Origin of the sequence: Undibacterium sp. TC4M20W (genome assembly GCF_049340245.1) — a bacterium.
Classification (GTDB): Bacteria; Pseudomonadota; Gammaproteobacteria; order Burkholderiales; family Burkholderiaceae_D; genus Undibacterium.
On record NZ_JBMPPI010000052.1, the window covers coordinates 1 to 17746 of the forward strand.

Annotated in this window: 17 protein-coding genes; 11 read left to right on the forward strand and 6 right to left on the reverse strand. The window is 51.3% G+C overall.

Annotated features, from left to right (window positions below; all coding sequences use genetic code 11):
- Positions 1–161 (forward strand): IS3 family transposase (locus ACO0LL_RS29875; RefSeq protein ID WP_422954472.1); only part of this gene is annotated, 161 nt, incomplete at its 5' end.
- Between the two features lie 340 nt (positions 162–501).
- Here ACO0LL_RS29875 and ACO0LL_RS29880 read toward each other — a convergent pair.
- The 4 genes from ACO0LL_RS29880 to ACO0LL_RS29895 form a co-directional block, all read right to left on the reverse strand.
- Positions 502–1482 (reverse strand): alpha/beta hydrolase family esterase, encoded by a 981-nt coding sequence (locus ACO0LL_RS29880; RefSeq protein WP_422954457.1) that lies wholly within the window; start codon positions 1480–1482, stop codon positions 502–504.
- A 414-nt stretch (positions 1483–1896) separates the two neighbouring features.
- Entirely contained in the window at positions 1897–2475 is a 579-nt protein-coding gene (locus ACO0LL_RS29885; protein ID WP_422954458.1) for an ATP-dependent Clp protease proteolytic subunit, read from the reverse strand.
- A gap of 72 nt (positions 2476–2547) precedes the next feature.
- Complete coding sequence (locus ACO0LL_RS29890; protein WP_422954459.1) at positions 2548–3744, reverse strand: M20 aminoacylase family protein; 1197 nt, start codon at positions 3742–3744, stop codon at positions 2548–2550.
- Positions 3745–4028: 284 nt separating this feature from the next.
- Positions 4029–4505, reverse strand: coding sequence for a hypothetical protein (locus ACO0LL_RS29895; protein WP_422954460.1), 477 nt, complete (start codon positions 4503–4505; stop codon positions 4029–4031).
- A 260-nt stretch (positions 4506–4765) separates the two neighbouring features.
- Here ACO0LL_RS29895 and ACO0LL_RS29900 point away from each other — a divergent pair, with 260 nt between their 5' ends.
- From ACO0LL_RS29900 to ACO0LL_RS29925, 6 genes are all read left to right on the forward strand, one after another.
- A complete protein-coding gene (locus ACO0LL_RS29900) occupies positions 4766–5743 on the forward strand; it encodes an ABC transporter permease (RefSeq protein WP_422954461.1) in 978 nt (325 codons plus the stop codon).
- 5 nt (positions 5744–5748) lie between these two features.
- Complete coding sequence (locus tag ACO0LL_RS29905; protein WP_422954462.1) at positions 5749–6660, forward strand: ABC transporter permease; 912 nt, start codon at positions 5749–5751, stop codon at positions 6658–6660.
- Between the two features lie 12 nt (positions 6661–6672).
- Entirely contained in the window at positions 6673–7659 is a 987-nt protein-coding gene (locus tag ACO0LL_RS29910) for an ABC transporter ATP-binding protein (protein ID WP_422954463.1), read from the forward strand.
- A complete protein-coding gene (locus ACO0LL_RS29915) occupies positions 7652–8656 on the forward strand; it encodes an ABC transporter ATP-binding protein (protein WP_422954464.1) in 1005 nt (334 codons plus the stop codon). The genes ACO0LL_RS29910 and ACO0LL_RS29915 overlap by 8 nt, the downstream gene beginning before the upstream one ends.
- 7 nt (positions 8657–8663) lie before the next feature.
- Positions 8664–9116, forward strand: a complete 453-nt coding sequence (locus ACO0LL_RS29920) for a hypothetical protein (RefSeq protein ID WP_422954465.1) — start codon at positions 8664–8666, stop codon at positions 9114–9116.
- 208 nt (positions 9117–9324) lie between these two features.
- Positions 9325–9594, forward strand: coding sequence for a hypothetical protein (locus ACO0LL_RS29925; RefSeq protein WP_422954466.1), 270 nt, complete (start codon positions 9325–9327; stop codon positions 9592–9594).
- A gap of 44 nt (positions 9595–9638) precedes the next feature.
- On the opposite strand, the gene ACO0LL_RS29930 is transcribed toward ACO0LL_RS29925, so the two are convergent.
- A complete protein-coding gene (locus ACO0LL_RS29930) occupies positions 9639–11528 on the reverse strand; it encodes an erythromycin esterase family protein (protein ID WP_422954467.1) in 1890 nt (629 codons plus the stop codon).
- Positions 11529–12243: 715 nt separating this feature from the next.
- Between ACO0LL_RS29930 and ACO0LL_RS29935 the strand changes: the two genes are divergently transcribed.
- Positions 12244–12762 (forward strand): hypothetical protein, encoded by a 519-nt coding sequence (locus ACO0LL_RS29935; RefSeq protein WP_422954468.1) that lies wholly within the window; start codon positions 12244–12246, stop codon positions 12760–12762.
- A 328-nt stretch (positions 12763–13090) separates the two neighbouring features.
- Here ACO0LL_RS29935 and ACO0LL_RS29940 read toward each other — a convergent pair whose 3' ends face one another.
- Positions 13091–13936, reverse strand: a complete 846-nt coding sequence (locus ACO0LL_RS29940) for a DUF817 domain-containing protein (protein WP_422954469.1) — start codon at positions 13934–13936, stop codon at positions 13091–13093.
- 364 nt (positions 13937–14300) lie between these two features.
- Here ACO0LL_RS29940 and puuE point away from each other — a divergent pair, with 364 nt between their 5' ends.
- From puuE to sigJ, 3 genes are all read left to right on the forward strand, one after another.
- Positions 14301–15257: an allantoinase PuuE gene (puuE, locus tag ACO0LL_RS29945; RefSeq protein WP_422954470.1), complete on the forward strand. Its 957-nt coding sequence runs from the start codon at positions 14301–14303 to the stop codon at positions 15255–15257.
- 130 nt (positions 15258–15387) lie between these two features.
- Positions 15388–16479 (forward strand): porin, encoded by a 1092-nt coding sequence (locus ACO0LL_RS29950; protein ID WP_422954473.1) that lies wholly within the window; start codon positions 15388–15390, stop codon positions 16477–16479.
- Positions 16480–16574: 95 nt separating this feature from the next.
- Positions 16575–17495, forward strand: a complete 921-nt coding sequence (gene sigJ / locus ACO0LL_RS29955) for an RNA polymerase sigma factor SigJ (RefSeq protein ID WP_422954471.1) — start codon at positions 16575–16577, stop codon at positions 17493–17495.
- The last annotated feature ends 251 nt before the right edge of the window (positions 17496–17746 follow it).

Consider the following 17746-nt stretch of genomic DNA (forward strand, 5'->3'; position numbering starts at 1 on the left):
TGATACATCACCAGCACTACCCGACCCGTGCTGATGCACAGGCTGCTGTTCAGGAATATATCGAAAGCTTTTATAATCGCCAGCGTCGTCACTCACGCCTCGGCTATATTCCACCTGCTTTGTTTGCTGATAATTTCTATCAACAATCGCAGGCTGCTTGAAACATGAGTGTCCGTTATTGACAGTACACCTCATTTTTATGTCAACGCACACTGTGCAGTAACTGCTCTAGTCTTAGCAGTTGCGTGCGGTGAATGGGTTTCTGTTGTCCTCATCGAATCGCTTTCGTTGCAATTAGTGAAGTTGCTTGCCAAGTATCTTGAAGAAAGATTTTTTAGCAACAGTTCAAGCAGGTTGTGTTTGAGACAACGAAAAATCTAAATACGTCTTTGCTAATTATATATATCAGACCACGTGTGCTGTACTGTGGAATGAAAAAACAATCTACGTTGCCAAAGCACGAAAAATTACAACACTTTATCGCGTTAACTGCAAGCTCCCTCACTGCTGCTCCCGCGCAAAAAACTCCCAAATCATCTCCGCCCCATTCGGAGCCATCGGAGACGGCCCTAGCAGCCGTGCTCGTCGGTAGTAGGGTTGTGGCAGGCCATGTCCGCCGCCGTGAATGGTGACGAGTTTAACTTCGGTTCTGGCGTCCTGCTTCCAACTTATGCGTTCCACATCGACACCTGAGATTGCGGTCATCTGCGCTGTGGGTGCGGTTGTGATCTTGTTCAGGTCTGCGAAGTATTGTGCTGATGCGCGGGCATTGAGTACGTCGCCGCATTTGTAGAACAGGCCTAGCAGGTTTACTTCGCCGCCGTTGTAGGGCACTAGCGGGTCTTTGGTGCCGTTCATGATCATGACGGAGGTTTGGCCTGTGCCTGCGGGTTTGCAGCGGAAGTTTTGGGGGACTTGCACGCTTGCTGAAACTGCGGCTACGGCGCGGAAGTGGCTTGGGGATTCCAGTGCCAGGCGTAGTGACATGAAGCCGCCTGCGGAGACGCCGGTGGCGAATACGCGGGTTTTGTCTGTGCCGAGGTCGTTGATGAGTTTGTCGGTCAGGGCGTTGAGGAAACCGACATCGTCGATGTCGCGGCCATTGACCTGGTAGTCGCCGGTCTTGCCGCAATCGTTCCAGTCAAAGCTGTAGGAGTCTGGGTAGGCGATGGCGAAGCCATGCTGGTCGGCGAGGCGTTCGAAGCCGTAGCCGGTTTCTACGCGTATGTCTTCTGCGCTTTGGCCTGAGCCGTGCATGACCAGCACCAGCGGTGCGCCTTTGGGCAGGTCGCGTGGCACATAGCTGATGTAGGTGCGCTTGATGCCGCCTGCCTGTATGCTGCCTTTTTGCACAGCGCCAGATAAGTTGGGACGTACGGGTGCTGGGGAATAGATGAAGTAGGCGAACAGTGCGCCGCATAGTGCGATGAGGGTGAGCAGGCCTAGCAGGCCCCAGGCAAACCAGCGTAGTACTCGTTTCATTGCGCACTTTCAGTGGCTGGGCGGGTAGAGGGAAATCCCCATCATTCGCCGGGTTGTACTACCTATTGTTTACCTGCCTAAAACATGGCTGAATAAACACCCAAGCAGGCACCCAAATAAGCACCAAGCTCAGGGAGCGAGGAGACAAAACTGTACTAAGCAGTACTAAGCAGCTTGAAGCAGTACCGAAGTAGTACGAAGCACTACAGCGGTATCACAGCAAGATCACGGTCTTGCGTGATTCGTCGCGATGATGTCTTTGGCCGCTGCTGCTGAATGCTTTCCTTAGCCTGGCCTCTTCGTTTCGCTTGATTTGGCACATTCAAATATGGCTCGCTTAATGCAGCGAGCCATATCCTGATCTTACTGGAGTTGAGAGCCTGGTCAGTGGGTACTGTTCAGTAAACGCTGGTCTTAGGACAGTTCACTTTGATTGATGATAATCCGTGACACCAAGCCATATTCCTTGGCTTCAGCAGCACTCATCCAGAAATCACGGTCGATATCGGCAGTCACTTTTTCCAGTGTCTGGCCGGATTCTCTGGCAATCAGGGCGGCGATGCGTTCGCGTATCTTGACGATTTCACGGGCCTGGATGGCGATGTCGGTTGCCTGGCCACCTATGCCACCGCTGGGCTGGTGTATCAAAAAGCGGGTGTTTGGCAGGCAGACACGGCGCTCTTTGGGGACGGACAGGAAAACATTGACGGCAGCACTGCCTACCCAGCCTGTGCCAACGATATTCACCGGTGCATCGATGAACTTGATGATGTCATGGATGACATCGCCAGATTCGACATGGCCGCCGGGGGAAGATACCAGGATGGTGATGGGGTCTTTGGACTCTGCCGACAGGGCGATCAGGCGCTTGCTGACTTCAGCCGCCTGTTTGTCATTGATGGTGCCAAATACCAGCACGGTGCGGGATTTGAAGGCCTTTTCTTCGAGGAAAGGGCTGCGTTGTACTTCGTTGTTGTCTTTTTCGTCGGCCATGAAAGTCTTCTTAAGGTTGGACTGCTAGATATAGATGTAATTTTTTAAAATACAGGCTGGGTAAATGGCAGCTCAGGTGCTTTTTTTCAAGTAGGCTTCGGCCAGCCTGACCCAATAAGTTGCACCTATGGGCAGCAAATCATCATTGAAGTCATAGCTGGGGTTGTGCAAGTTGCAAGGCCCAAGGCCATGGCCCATGTCCCTGTGCCCACCATCGCCATTGCCCAAAAAGGCATAGCAACCCGGCTTGGCTTGCAGCATGAAAGAAAAATCTTCTGCGCCCATGGTGGGTTCTACCTGATCATCGACCTTGTCTGCACCCACCACGCTGCGCATGACTTCTGCGGCAAAAGCGGTTTCTTTGGCATGGTTGATCAGGGGTGGGTAATTGCGCTTGAAGCGGAAATCCACCTGGGCATCAAACGCCGCCGCCGTATGCTCGGCTATGGTGCGCATGCGTTTTTCTATGAGATCTATCATCGGTGTACTAAAGGCGCGTACCGTGCCTATCAGCGTAGCTTCATCCGGTATCACATTGGTGGCGCTGCCGGAATGGATTTGCGTGACTGACAAAACGGCAGACTCCAGCGGGCTGGCATTGCGGCTGACGATGGTTTGCCAGCTTTGCGCCATTTGCACCGCGACCATGATGGGGTCTATGCCCTTGTGCGGCTGCGCCGCATGGGCACCCTTGCCCCTGACGATGACTTCAAATTCATTCGATGAGGCCATCATGGGGCCTGGTGTGACACCAAAAGTGCCCACCGCTGCACCCGGCCAGTTATGCATGCCAAACACTGCATCCATGGGGTATTTGTCGAACATGCCTTCTTCTATCATGCGGCGCGCACCGCCACCGCCTTCTTCGGCAGGCTGGAAGATCAGATAGACTGTGCCGTCAAATTCTTTATATTTGGACAGATAATGCGCCGCGCCCAGCAGCATGGCGGTGTGGCCATCGTGGCCGCAGGCATGCATTTTTCCATCGTGTTTTGAGGTATGGGCAAAGGTGTTGATTTCCTGCATGGGCAGGGCATCCATGTCGGCACGCAAGCCTATGGCCCGTTCGCTAGTGCCATTCTTGAGGACACCGACTATGCCTGTGCCTGCCAGGCCACGGATGATGGGTATACCCCAGGCCTCCAGCTTTTGCGCGACAACTTCAGAGGTGCGGTGTTCTTCAAAGCAAAGCTCAGGGTGGGCGTGGATATCACGCCGGATTTGCTGGATTTCAGCCTGGAATTGGACGATAGGGTCGATCAGGTTCATTTTTTGTCTCCGGATTGCATTGCATCAATGCGCTGGCAATAAGCTACTGGAACATATGCACAAGCTATTCTTTGCAGGATGTTATCCTGTTGATAAGAAAAATGATAGCCAGCACGGTATCTCTGCCAAATCAGGCTCAATACCTGAATACCCGCTTACGTCATGTTTCTTCAGTATAGAGAAAGATACCAGATTCCGGGCAAACTGGTAGTGGTCCATCTGTGTCAGGATCGTATATACATACTACAAAAACTGCTTTGACTAAACGCCTTGACCAGCTTACCTTACCAGCGCATTCCAGACATGGCACTCATGCCCGCGCCATAAATGGCCAGCATGCTTAGTATCAGACCCAAGAGGCCAGACACCAGACTGCTCCACAGGCAGTTGATTGCCAGTGCCCTTTGCTTGCGCAACCGGGCAATGGCAGCCGCAGGCAGCGTGATCAAACCGAGGATGGCGGGCAACAAGAGTACGATCAGCGGGGTAGCACGGCCACTGGCCTCAAGCATGAAGAAAGAGATCGTCAGCAGCGCGATCAGGTGCAGCAATATCAGTCTGGCGCGGTCGCTACGCAGGCGCGTTGCCAGGTAAGAAAAATAGGCAGGGTAACTGAGACCACCGAGCATGAGCATGCCAGGCACATTGCTGAGTTTAGTATGACTGATGTAGTCATACACCACAGGTGGCAGTATCAGGACCAGCAGGATCAGGAAAAGATGCAGGGCAATACGCAATGCAATACGCTTGTTGATGGGCATGTAAGCTCAGTTTATACGGGTAGAGTCGCAGGCAAGGCCCGCAGCTTGCTCAGTGTAGCAGATGGTACAGTCTGCACGAACCTGCGCACGAGTCTGCGCACGAGCCTGACATAAAGCCTGTAAAATTCGCTAAAAGACGGTAAAACATTTTTATATACGCAATGCAGATACTCATGAAACTTTCATGCCGGAAAACCAGCCATGGGCCAGCCCCGGCGGATTCCCTGTATCTGCCGATAATCTCAAGGCAGGTCTGATACATGCCAGGGTTCATCTTGCGCCGCCTGCTGCAAAGCCTGGCAGTTTTGCTGCTCATGTCACTGCTGGTATTCGCTGGCGTGTATGCAATAGGCAATCCCATCGACATCCTGATCAGCCCTGAGGCAGACCAGGCAGAACGCCTGCGTATCATCGCTGCCTTTGGCCTGGACCTGAGCCTGCCGCAGCAATACTGGCTATTCCTGAAAAATGCCCTGGCGGGTGACATGGGGCGCTCCTTCGCTTATGCGACACCCGCACTGGGCCTGATCCTGGAACGCATGCCCGCCACACTGGAGCTGGCCGTATTTGCCATCTTGATTGCGATCTTGCTGGGCATACCGCTGGGTTTGCTGGCCGGTTTGCGGCCTGACAGTATTGCTGCAAAAAGCATCATGGCGGTATCGATACTGGGCTTCTCCCTGCCTACCTTTTGGGTAGGGCTGATGCTGATCATGGTGTTTGCCGTGCAACTGGGCTGGTTGCCTTCCAGCGGGCGTGGTGAGACTACGCTCTTGCTCGGTGTGCCTGTGAGTTTCTTGAGTATTGATGGCCTCAAGCATTTGCTCTTGCCTGCACTGAACCTGGCGCTTTTTAATATCGCCATGGTGATACGCCTGACGCGCTCGGGTGCGCAAGAAGCGCTGCTGCAAGACTATGTGCGCTTTGCCCGCGCCAAGGGTTTGCGCAATAGCCGTATCATCGGTGTGCATGTACTCAAGAATATCCTTATCCCTATCGTGACTGTGATTGCCTTGCAATTCGGTTCCATCATCGCTTTTGCGATTGTCACTGAATCGGTGTTTGCCTGGCCGGGCATGGGCAAGCTCATCATTGATTCGATACGTGTGCTGGACAGGCCGGTCATCGTTGCCTATTTGCTGCTGATCGTCAGTCTGTTTATCCTCATTAACCTGGTGGTGGATGTGGTGTATTCATTGCTGGACCCCCGTGTGCGTTTGTCAGAAAGCAGGGGCTGATTTTTATGACCGCGATGACTGAAACGATCACTCCAAAAATTGAAACGCCCCTGCAGCGTTTCTTGCGCGACTTTTTTGCCAGCCGCATCGCCAGCCTTGGCAGTCTGGTTTTATTGCTGCTGGTCTTGCTGGCGATATTTGCGCCACTGATCTCGCCGCAAAATCCTTATGACCTGATGGCACTGGATGTCATGGATTCACGCCTGGAACCCGGCAAACTCTCTGCCGATGGCAAGCACAGTTTTTTGCTAGGCACTGATGAGCAGGGCCGCGACATGTTGTCGGCCATCTTCTATGGCTTGCGTATCTCACTCATCGTCGGGTTTTCCAGCACCGTGATTGCGTTGGCAATCGGCCTCAGTCTGGGTTTACTCGCTGGTTATCTGGGTGGTCGTGTCGAAGCCATCATCATGCGTATTGCTGACATACAGTTATCTTTCCCCGCCATCCTGATCGCCATGATTTTGCTGGCGCTGACAGGGCAGGGCGTAGGCAAGATCATCATCGCGCTGGTGCTGGTGCAATGGGCTTACTATGCGCGCACGGCCCGCAGTGCGGCGCTGGTGGAAAGACAGAAAGAATATATAGAAGCCGCGGTCGGCCTGGGCTTGTCCCCGGCACGCATTATCTGGCGTCACTTGCTGCCGAATTGCCTGCCGCCATTGATCGTCATCGCAGCCTTGCAGGTGGCATCGGCGATTTCGCTGGAAGCAACACTCTCATTCCTGGGACTGGGTTTGCCAGTGACTGAACCCTCACTGGGTTTGCTGATCGCCAATGGCTATCAATACCTGTTATCCGGTAAGTACTGGATCAGTTTTTATCCCGGTCTGGCCTTGTTGCTGACTGTGGTGTCCATCAATCTGGTGGCTGACCATTTTCGCGATGTACTCAATCCGCGCTTGCAGACACAATAGGTGGAGCACGATATGACAATGGCGACTCTGGAAGTACAAAACCTGCAGACTGAATTTGCCAGCCGTGCCGGTACTGTGCGCGCAGTGAATAATGTCAGCTTCAGCGTACAGCCAGGCCAAATCATGGGCCTGGTCGGTGAATCCGGTTCTGGTAAATCCATGACGGCTTATTCCATCATGGGCCTGATCGATCCTCCTGGTAAAGTCACGGCGGGCAAGGTCTTGTTCAAGGGCCAGGACTTGCGCAGCCTGTCGGCAGAAGCCATGCGGCAAATTCGCGGCAACCGTATCGCCATGATATTCCAGGACCCGATGATGACCCTGAACCCGGTCTTGCGCATCGATACGCAAATGATGGAAACCATTTTTGCTCATCAGCAGGTCAGCCGTGAAAAAGCACGCGACATGGCGCGCGCTGCCCTCGTCAAGGTTGGCATACCCTCGCCAGATGAAAGACTGCTGTCCTATCCGCACCAGTTTTCTGGCGGCATGCGGCAAAGGGTGGCAATCGCCATTGCACTCTTGAATGAGCCCGAACTGATTATCTGCGATGAGCCGACTACCGCACTTGACGTGACCATACAGGGGCAGATCCTTTATGAAATGCAAAAGCTATGCCGTGAATCTGGTACTGCACTGATCTGGATTACCCATGACCTGTCCGTAGTGGCGGGCCTGGCTGATACCGTCGCCGTCATGTATGCCGGCAAGATAGTCGAAAGTGGCAGCGTGCAACAAGTACTGGAACAGGCCTGGCATCCCTATACCCATGGCCTGATCGCTTCTTCACCATCTCGCAACCTGCATGGGCAAAGCCTGCGCCAGATACCGGGGTCAACTCCGTCTTTGCTGAACCTGCCGCGGGGCTGTGCATTCCGCCTGCGCTGTGAGCGTGCCACTGCGGTTTGTGAGCAAGACCCGGTGGTGGAAAATCTGCACGGCCATAGCGTACTCTGCTTCCATCCGATGCAAGCAGTGACAGAGGTGACGCATGACTGATATCCGCGAGCCAGCCTTGCTGGAATTGCGCCAGGTCAGCAAGCGTTTTGCCAAACCTGTCGCACTGACTGAAAAGCTGACCCAGCTATTCGGTGCTGACAGCAAACAGCAAATTGTCCACGCCGTTGATCAGGTTGATTTGAATATGCAAGCGGGTGAAGTCGTCGGCCTGGTTGGTGAATCCGGCTGCGGCAAATCTACGCTCGGGCGCATGGCCGTGGGCCTGCATAGTTTGTCGGATGGTACCCGTTGGTGGCGTGGTGAAAACCTGGCAGACATGGACCAGGTCAAACGCAAGCAAATGCAACTGGCCGTGCAAATGATATTCCAGGACCCGTATGCCTCGCTGAACCCGCGCCTGCGTGTGCAAGACATCGTCGGTGAAGCTCCGGTCGTGCATGGCATCATCAAGGCTGCAGAGCAGCAGGAATATGTAGAACACCTGCTGCAAAAAGTAGGGCTGGACCCGGCTGTGCTAAAGCGCTTCCCGCACCAGTTTTCTGGTGGCCAGCGCGCCCGTGTTGGCATCGCCAGAGCATTGGCCGTCAAGCCTGAACTGCTGGTGTGCGATGAAGCTGTAGCGGCGCTGGATGTGTCGATACAGGCGCAAGTTTTGAACCTGTTCATCAAACTGCGCGATGAACTGAACCTGACTTATCTGTTCATCAGCCATGACCTTGGCGTCGTCAGGCATGTGTCTGACCGTGTACTCATCATGTACCTGGGCCGCGTGGTTGAATCCGCCGCGACGACAGAAATTTTTGAACGACCTAACCATCCCTACACGCAAGCCTTGCTGGCATCCGCCCCGAGGCTGGAAGTGCGCAAGATGGAATACATCGCCATCAAGGGTGAAATTCCTTCCCCGCTAAATCCACCGACTGGCTGTCACTTTCATCCACGCTGCCCGCATGCGATGCCGAGGTGCGTGACAGAACAGCCCCTGCTCAGGGAAGTGGCTCCGTCGCATTTTTCAGCTTGCCATTTAAATACCTGAGTAAATTATGACACTACAAAGAATAGTGCTTGATGGTACTGAGTTTCAAGGTAAAGAAAAGCTTGAGAAACTTATTGAGGGCTGTGCTTTGCTGGACGCAGGGATAGTTAAACAGCGATTTGAATCAGTTGCTGATATCTTGCTGGCAAATGTCAGTAAATTGGATTTGCATGAAGACGAAGAGCATTTGTCTGCCTTTGCCAGGTGCATAGCATGTGAAATTATCTCAAATGAAGCCCGATTACGGCATTATGGAGGGGCATGTTGGAAACCTTCCGCATATAGAAATTTCCCTCCATTTTATAAGAAGAGTGAAGAGCCAATTTTTCCATGGTCTAAGAAACTTTCACGGGACGAACAAGGATTAATACTTGCCAGTATGCTGACATATGCTTTAAAAGACGATCCCAAGTTTGAAGCAGATGCGCTAGCCATGCTTTTGTATATTTCCTCCATCTGAGATTTAGCAGCCTTAATGAGTATAATTAATCGCTCAATTTTCTTCTCATTCAATTGTTTAAATCATCGCCGTACTCAAGAAGTTGAGTCATCGCATTTTTCAGTTTGTCATTTAAATACCTGATTGTTATCTTTTGGCGTTTGATCTACTCATGAGTCACAGGAATGGTTGATGCGCTGTTTGATAAATGATAAAGCCGGAGAGTCGAATGCCTGAACAAAAATGCCCTGCATGTGGTTTCGCCGTCTTTAACCGGCGCTACGCCAAATGCGAAAAGTGCGGCATTGCCCTCCCTGAAACTATCGTCATGTCCAGGCAAGAATTGCGCGATATCCGTGAACGTGAACGGCAAGAAGAAGAGGCCGCCGCAGAGTTAAAGAGACAACAGGCTAGGCGTTCTGCAAACCAGTCAGGCAATGACAATGACTTTGATTTTGACGTCGATAATCTGGCTGGTGCTGATGATGGTTCGGCCTGAAACATGCACAGTCTGCGCATATTTCAGGCGTCATGTTTTCGAGCTCAGTGTGGATACTCTGAAGGAGTAACACTGTCTATATAAATCACGGCATCATAGGCTTTGGCTGGAGTAATCGCCTCTGGCGTCATACCCCAATAGCGTGCATAGCCTGGCGCGAACATCCAGCTATTACTGGCATCTGGTTTTGCTAGTGAAAAATCAACAAAGCTCATCTTCAGACGGCCATTCGCGAGTATGCTTTCCATGCTGCCTGTTGGTGGCGCTGCAATTTCAGTGTAAGCTTCCTTGCCATAGCTACCCAGAACACCGCGGCCCATATACAGGCCTATGGTGTACATTTCTTTGCGGCGTTTTTCTGCCATCCATACACCCATGGTTTTTGCGTGGGCTTTGTCTGTCCAGTCATTGGCGATATGAAAATTATGGGCCCAGACGATGATTTTCTTTTCCGGATAGACAGTGTCGGCGAGAAAATTCAGGTTCTCAGCCATGCGCTGGTCGCGCATTTCTGTGTATTCATTGCTCATCGGGGAGAAGGCCATTTGCTGGCTAAACGTTGCCCTCGATCTGGCTTCCTGTATCGCCATATCTACCATGTATGCTGGAAACTGCTTGGCCAGTGTTGTGCGGTTCTTGAACAGCGTATCGGCGATGAGCTTATAGTGCTCAGGAAATTCGTTTGCCGCGGTCACGGGTATTTCCTTGTTGAACAGGGCATTCAATTTCTCTTCAATTCCATCTACTTGCCCGGCCAAGGCTGGGTCTATCACCGACAACATGGATTTGAACCTGGCGATGATATTTTGATGTCCCAGATAACCGCTGTCCTGATTATCAAATCCGGCAAGTATCAGGCGGGGTTTGCCTACTGCACCCTGCTTCAGGTAATTGAACAAGTTGAGGATTTCATCGGTGGCGAGAGTGCCAAACTGGCTGCTGCGCATGGCTTCAAGGTCAGAGGTTTTATCGAGATTGACATAGGCTGCATCAGCCGCAGTCATTGATGCTTCCATGGCGATGAGTTCAAATCCCATTTCCTGATGCAGGAATTTGATCAGGCGGGTTTTCATCCAGTTGAACTCGGCGATACCATGGGCGCTTTCACCGAGTTGAACGATGCGCTTGTCTTTCAGCAGGGGTTTCAGGAATTGCAGGTCGCTGAAGTCATCGCTAAAAAGTGAGCGCAGGCTGTGGGCATTTTTTTGTATGCCTACTTGCCACGCGGGTTGTATGGTTGGGATCAGTCCGGCAGGCAGGGCAAGGCTCTGATCATCCAGCAATTGCATGAACTTTTGTGGACGCGCGGGCTTCTTTATTTCCGCGATATCAGGTACCGCAATACTTTCATCGACCTCCAGTTTTATATCATCAAACCAGGCCGTACCTTCGCCCACCAGGCCGACACCAAAATGAACAAACGCTGCATTGGCAGCCACTGGCACTTTAATCTCAAAGCGTTGCCAGTCCTTGCTGCCAGTAGGGCCACGCTTGGCCAGCATGGCCTCTGCCACGGCTTTCTTTAATTTGCCATCGACCTGGAACAAGAGTTCAGCGCGGCCATTGTTGACATCTCTGGTTTTGATCCAGCCAGACAAACGCAAAGGATGGCCACCTATCGTGCTGGCGACCAGTGTTTGCCCTATAGCTGTCATCGCCCCTTTCGGGATCTTTGCATTACTTTCAATCTTGACTGAACATTTGCCCTCTTTCGCTTGCTCACAGTCGGCGCTGACGGTATGCGCTTCCATCAACATTTTCCAGCCAGACGGCAGGCTTGGCCCTGCTTGCCATTCTTCAAAGCCAAGATTATGTGTTGCCAGATCTGCCGCTCCAGCCATGGTGGCCACGCCGGAAGAGGCGAGCGCCAGGCCCATATAAACAAGAGCTTTGCCAGATTGCTGGAGCAGGGAGTGCAGGCGTAAAAATGACATGGATGGAGTTGTGTATAGTCTGGCAGAGAGAGAAAATCTTTTTGATAAGAAAGATTTCATTATTGTCATTATATGCTGGAGTAATGAATGACTAGACTGGAATAATTATGCAAATTACATTTCTCTGCTGCTGTGATGCCAAACTCAGGTTACATTCAGGCGACAATCAGACGACAATCAGACGACAATCAGACGACAGCAAGGCAGACATATGCGAAAACCATGGGTAAGGTGAGAGATATCTGAAACAGTGATAACGATTATGTCAAAAATAAAGAAGACTTATTTGCTGCGGTGCGATAAAGTAGTACCTGTCTCCTCCAACACCTCCTAAGGTTTGGATTTAACCCGCAACCGCAAGGTCGCGGGTTTTTTTTTGCTTTTTTAATTCTTCGCTCTGCATTTGTCAATTTCATGATTTTTTCTATTCCACATGGAAATATTTCACATGCCCTGATATGTGATTTATAAATGATTGATATGCATAAATAGATCTTGGTAAATTTGTTGCGCTGCGATATAGTTACACCTGTCTCCTCCAACACCTCCTAAGGTTTGGATTTAAACCCGCAAAGTTTGCGGGTTTTTTTTTGCCCTTTTTTGTCCGTCCTTCTTTGCGCAACTGGTGAGCTATATGCCCTCTTCTTGTATGGTCAGGGTATTGATTTGTTAGAATGATATGATCATTGTCATGTCAATTCCCTTTCAGAACTTCATGTACTTGAAACGCCAACTCATCTCCCGCACCCTTATTTGTTTGACGCTGTCTGCTCATAACTTGTTTGCAGAGGCCGCACAGCCAGACAAATCTGAGCAGGCAGCAGTTTCACAAGCAATATTAGTGACTAAAGAAATGCGCGCCGCATTGCAGCAGTTTGTCAGCCACTATGCCGGCAATGCAAAAGCCAAGCCTCAGCATATTTATATCGCGAGCGTCAAAACCGAGACCGGTGAAAATGCTTTGTACGCTTATTGGAAAGAGGATCAGTCCATCCTCCTCATGAATTTCTTTACGCAAGCAGTGGAAGAAGAAGGCTTATCGTGGCTGCATCATAAAGCCAGGGTAGATTTAAAAACCGATGTTGTCGCCACCGAAGCAGAGATGAGTGGCAGTAACTACCTGGTCACCAGGGCCTGGGCCGACAATATCATCCAGGCTTGTCGTGAGCGCGGGCAAGTTCTGGTAATCAAGGCTATGCCTCGTCGCAACAAATCAGCATTGAAGTCGCATTAAAGCCGCATTGATAGCAGCCAAATGCTGGATCCGCCTGAGCTGTTTTGCACACAGAACGTCAGTTTGAGTATTCATTCTAGAGATGGATAAAACATAACTGGTATCTATGCTGTGGCTTTGTTTACCTAAGAGAAAAGTTCAGTGGTATTTGTTACTGTAAAGATATTCAAAATATGTATACCTGATATATGGATAATAAAGCATACAGATATGCTGCACCGCATTAAAGTAGTACCTGTCTCCTCCAACACCTCCTAAGGTTTGGATTTAAGCCCGCGAATAGCGGGCTATTTTTTTGCCTGGAAACTTTAGAAATCAGCTCAGTGATTTATTCAGCAATATGGATATGTCGCTTGATATGCTTGAGATGGGCAACAATGGTGAAGGTCATGATGACCAGCAAAGACCATGAGCTCCATTTGCCCACATGCACAGTGGACCAGGCACCCAACTGATTGGGGTAGCGCCAGATACCAAAGAAGGTGCCCATATTTTCTGCCAGCCAGATAAAGAAGCCGATCAGCACGAAAGAAAGCAGCAACGGCATGCTGCGGTCACGGTCCAGCGGTCGGAATACCACTGATGAACGCGCATAAAGGCCCAACGCACAGGCAGCCAGATACCAGCGATAGTCACCAATATAGTGGTGAGTGAAAAAATTCAGGTAAATCAGTATGCCTATCAGGCCAGCCATCCAGTAAGGCGGATGATGGCGTATGCGCAAATCAAACAGGCGCCAGGCCTGGATGATGTAACTGCCTATGCTGGCATACATGAAGCCACTGAACAGTGGCACCCCCCATAACTTGGTATAGCCAAACTCAGGATAAGCCCAGCTCTGTATCTGACCCGATACCTTGAACACTTCCAGCGCAAAACCTACCATGTGGAACAGGGTCACGGCCTTCAGTTCATCGACAGTTTCCAGCTTGCTCCAGACCATGCCAGCCTGTATTAGCAGCGCAATCACAAACAGTACATCGTAACGCGGCAAGCCAAACAGCCCCGCCCTGGGCACGATCAGTATCGATGCAAAAAACAGGCCGACAAACAGGCAAGAGCGCGCCTCCTTGATGCCGAAATACCAGAACTCCAGTAAAAAACGACGAAAACCCGTCAGGTTTTTGGGTTGAGGTGGCTGGATGAGGAATTGGTCTATGGATTGCAGGCGCATGGGCTGCATTGTAACAAGCCAGCTGCGCTTGTCGTCACGAAGATGAGATGCTTGCCTTTGTTACAGTGTGCTTACACAGCATTTAATGAACACTTATTTGCGCACTTATCTGAACACCTATTTGAATACTTATTGCTTGTTGCGAAAAAGACTATGTTGTTTAATTGATGCGTAATAGAACATATACTAAAAGCAGTATATCTAAGCTTGAAAAATTGCTGACAATCGTAGACGAATTTGAAAAATGATTTAGTGCAAATGCAAAGATGGCACGTCACTTGCATTCCTTAAATCAGTTTCAGTGTTGAACCAGAATAATAGGCATCCACTTGTCCTGAGTATGATGCATCCGGAGAATGAAAGTATGACGCAGTCCAGTAAGCCTTCCAGTGAATATCCCCGCGACCTCATAGGCTATGGCCGCCATGTCCCGCATGCGCAATGGCCAGGCCAGGCCAGGGTAGCCCTGCAATTTGTCCTGAACTATGAAGAGGGCGGTGAAAACTGCGTACTGCATGGTGACCGTGCGTCCGAGCAGTTTTTATCCGAGATTGTTGGTGCAGCAGCCTATGAAGCGCGCCATATGTCGATGGAATCTATCTATGAATATGGTTCCCGCGCCGGTGTCTGGCGCATCTTGCGTGAATTTGAAAAACGCCAGTTGCCGCTGACCGTGTTTGGAGTTGCCATGGCCTTGCAGCGCCATCCCGAGCTGACGCAGGCTTTTGGTGAACTCGGCCATGAAATTGCCTGTCACGGCCTGCGCTGGATACATTATCAAGGCCTGGATGAAGCCCTGGAGCGTGAACACATGCAGCAAGCCGTGCAAATCATGCGCGAGCTGACTGGCAAAGCACCGCTGGGCTGGTATACCGGGCGTGATTCACCGAATACCCGCAAACTGGTGGTGGAGCATGGCGGCTTTGCCTATGATGCCGATTACTATGGTGATGACCTGCCTTTCTGGACGCAAGTGACGACCAGCGATGGTCAGCAGCATCCACATCTGATCGTGCCCTATACCCTGGACAGCAATGACATGCGCTTCGCCACGCCCCAGGGTTTTAATACCGGCGAGCATTTCTATGATTACCTCAAAGACAGTTTCGACCTCCTGTATGCCGAAGGTGACCCTGAGGGCGACAATGCACCAAAAATGCTATCCATAGGCATGCATTGCCGCTTGCTGGGGCGGCCCGGGCGTTTCCGTGCCTTCCAGCGCTTTCTGGATTATGTGCAATCGCATGACAAGGTCTGGGTCTGTCGCCGCATCGATATCGCAGAACACTGGAAACAAGTCCACCCGTATGTTGTTAAATAAATGCAGCGCCTGCTGACCAGGTTGGGTGCATCCAAACCCTGCCTGAACTTGATTGAGCTGACAAAGTTTGATTTGCCACCACGCTGACAAAAATCGTTGTTAAACCTGAGAGAAGGAAGAAAAGATGAAAATGCAGATGAAATTCATAGTTTTGGCGGTCGCTTCTTGTTTGTGCGCAGGTACTGCGCTGGCGCAATCCAGTGTCACCGTGCAAGGCCTGGTGGATTTGTCGGTAGGCTCGGTCAAAATGAGTGGTGACAAGGCTAGCACGGCTGCCATTACACCCGGTGGCATGACCACGTCCTGGTTTGGTTTCAAAGGGGTAGAAGACCTCGGTGGTGGCCTCAAGGCAGAATTTGCACTGACAGCCTTCCTGCGCCCTGATACCGGTGAGTCAGGCCGTTTTGGTGGCGATACCCTGTTTTCTCGCGATGCCAATGTTGCCTTGTCCGGCAGCTTTGGCCGTGTCTCGCTGGGGCGCGACCTGGCACCGAGCTTCTTGCCTGTGGTGATTTTCAATCCCTTTGGTGATTCCTTTGATGTTTCACCCCTGGTGCTGCACTGGTATGTACCATCTGGTGGTTTTGCTTCACGCACCTGGGCCAATTCAGCCGCCGGTGATTCGGGCTGGAGCAATGAAATCATTTACAGCACACCTAATTTCTCAGGCTTTAGCGCCAATATGCATTACCAGTTTGGTGAAAAAGCCGGTGATACCGGCACGCGCAACATAGGTCTGAATGCCTTGTACTTCAACGGCCCGCTGGCGCTGAGTGCCTTCTACCAAAAAGTGCAGGTATCAAATCCCCTGGGTGGTTCAGCGATTGTTGATGCCACATCTGCACCTGTGAATTTTGCTTCAATCAATAACCAGACCGCTTACTTTGTTGGTGCCAGTTATGACCTGACAGCCGCCAAGCTGTATGCGACTTATACTTCCAGCAAAAACGACAATGCCGCCGGCAAGCAGATGGATGACAAGATTTATAGCCTGGGCGCCAAGATACCCGCAGGTGGTGGCGACATCCTGCTGGCCTATGCAAACACCAAACGCAATGGCACGCTGACCGCCAACACAGAATACAAGCGCGACACCCTGTCGGCAGGCTATGACTACAACCTGTCCAAGCGTACCGACGTCTATGCAGTGCTGATGAGCGACAAGATCAGCACGGCGGATCGTGCTACCAGTGTCATTGCTGGCATACGCCACAGATTCTGACTTGCTTAAGCTGACGAAAAAACCGTATATTGAAAGATTTGCGGTTTTTTTCTATTCTGCTGTCACAAATTGAAGGGCTATTTCGTCTTATCATCATGAACCTACCGGACGCCACCATGATGAACCGCCTGCAAAGCTTTACTGACCATAGACCCCGCCTGTTTGGCATTGCCTACCGCATGCTGGCTTCGCGGGCTGAGGCTGAAGACCTGGTGCAAAACACCTATCTGCGCTGGCATGCGCTCAGCGATGAAGAGTTACTGCAAATCCGTGAACCCCAGGCCTGGCTGGTGACTGTCATCAGCCGTCTTTGCATCGATAGATTGCGTGTGCTCAAGCGCGAGCGCGAAAACTATACCGGCCCGTGGTTGCCAGAACCCGTGATAGAAGTCGATGAGCAGACGCCAGAACTGATGGCAGAATTCAGCAGCGATGTTTCGCTAGCGTTTTTGACCATGCTGGAACGATTATCGGCAGAAGAACGCGCCGCTTTTCTTTTGTACCAGGTATTCGATGTCGATTATCCGGAAGTCGCAGGCATGCTGGGCAAGACGGCAGCCGCCTGCCGCCAGCTGGTACACCGCGCAAAAGAAAGGGTACTCCAGGAAAAACCGCGCTTCCAGGTCAGCCGTGATCATCACAGACAACTGCTGCAGCGTTTTAGTCTGGCGGCACAAAGCGGCAATTTAAAAGAACTCAGTGCCTTGTTTGCCGCCGATGCGCAAATGATAGGCGATGGCGGCGGCAAGATCGCCTCTGTCAACCGCATCCTGCATGGCGCAGCCCGCATAGCGCGCCTCTACCATGTCGTCGCCAGAACTTACCCGCAACGCATGCTGTTTGTCGAAGTCAGTATCAATGGCGAGCCCGGCTTGCTGCGCTTTATCGATGGCAAACTCGATGCGACTATCTCGATCGTCAGCGATGGTGAAAAAATCCTTGATCTATACACCATACGCAATCCGGATAAATTGCAGGCTTATCAGGGGCTGAGCATACCTTTGAATAAGGAATGAGTCCTGATTCTCTGTAGGATCGGCTTCAGCCTCAAACAGCGGGCCTTGTCGATCATCTTGCCAGTGTCAGAGATTCGCGGCTGAAGCCGCTACTACGAGAGGAAAGTAAGTTGGCTTAATCAGGAATTTCTAAATAAATAAGGTAATCCCCCGGCTCTGCCGGGGGACTCCTCAAGGTTTGACCTATACGGCGGTCGGTTTGAAACTTCTATCTCTACCAAAAGAAGGAGTTTCAAGATGAAAGAGTATCA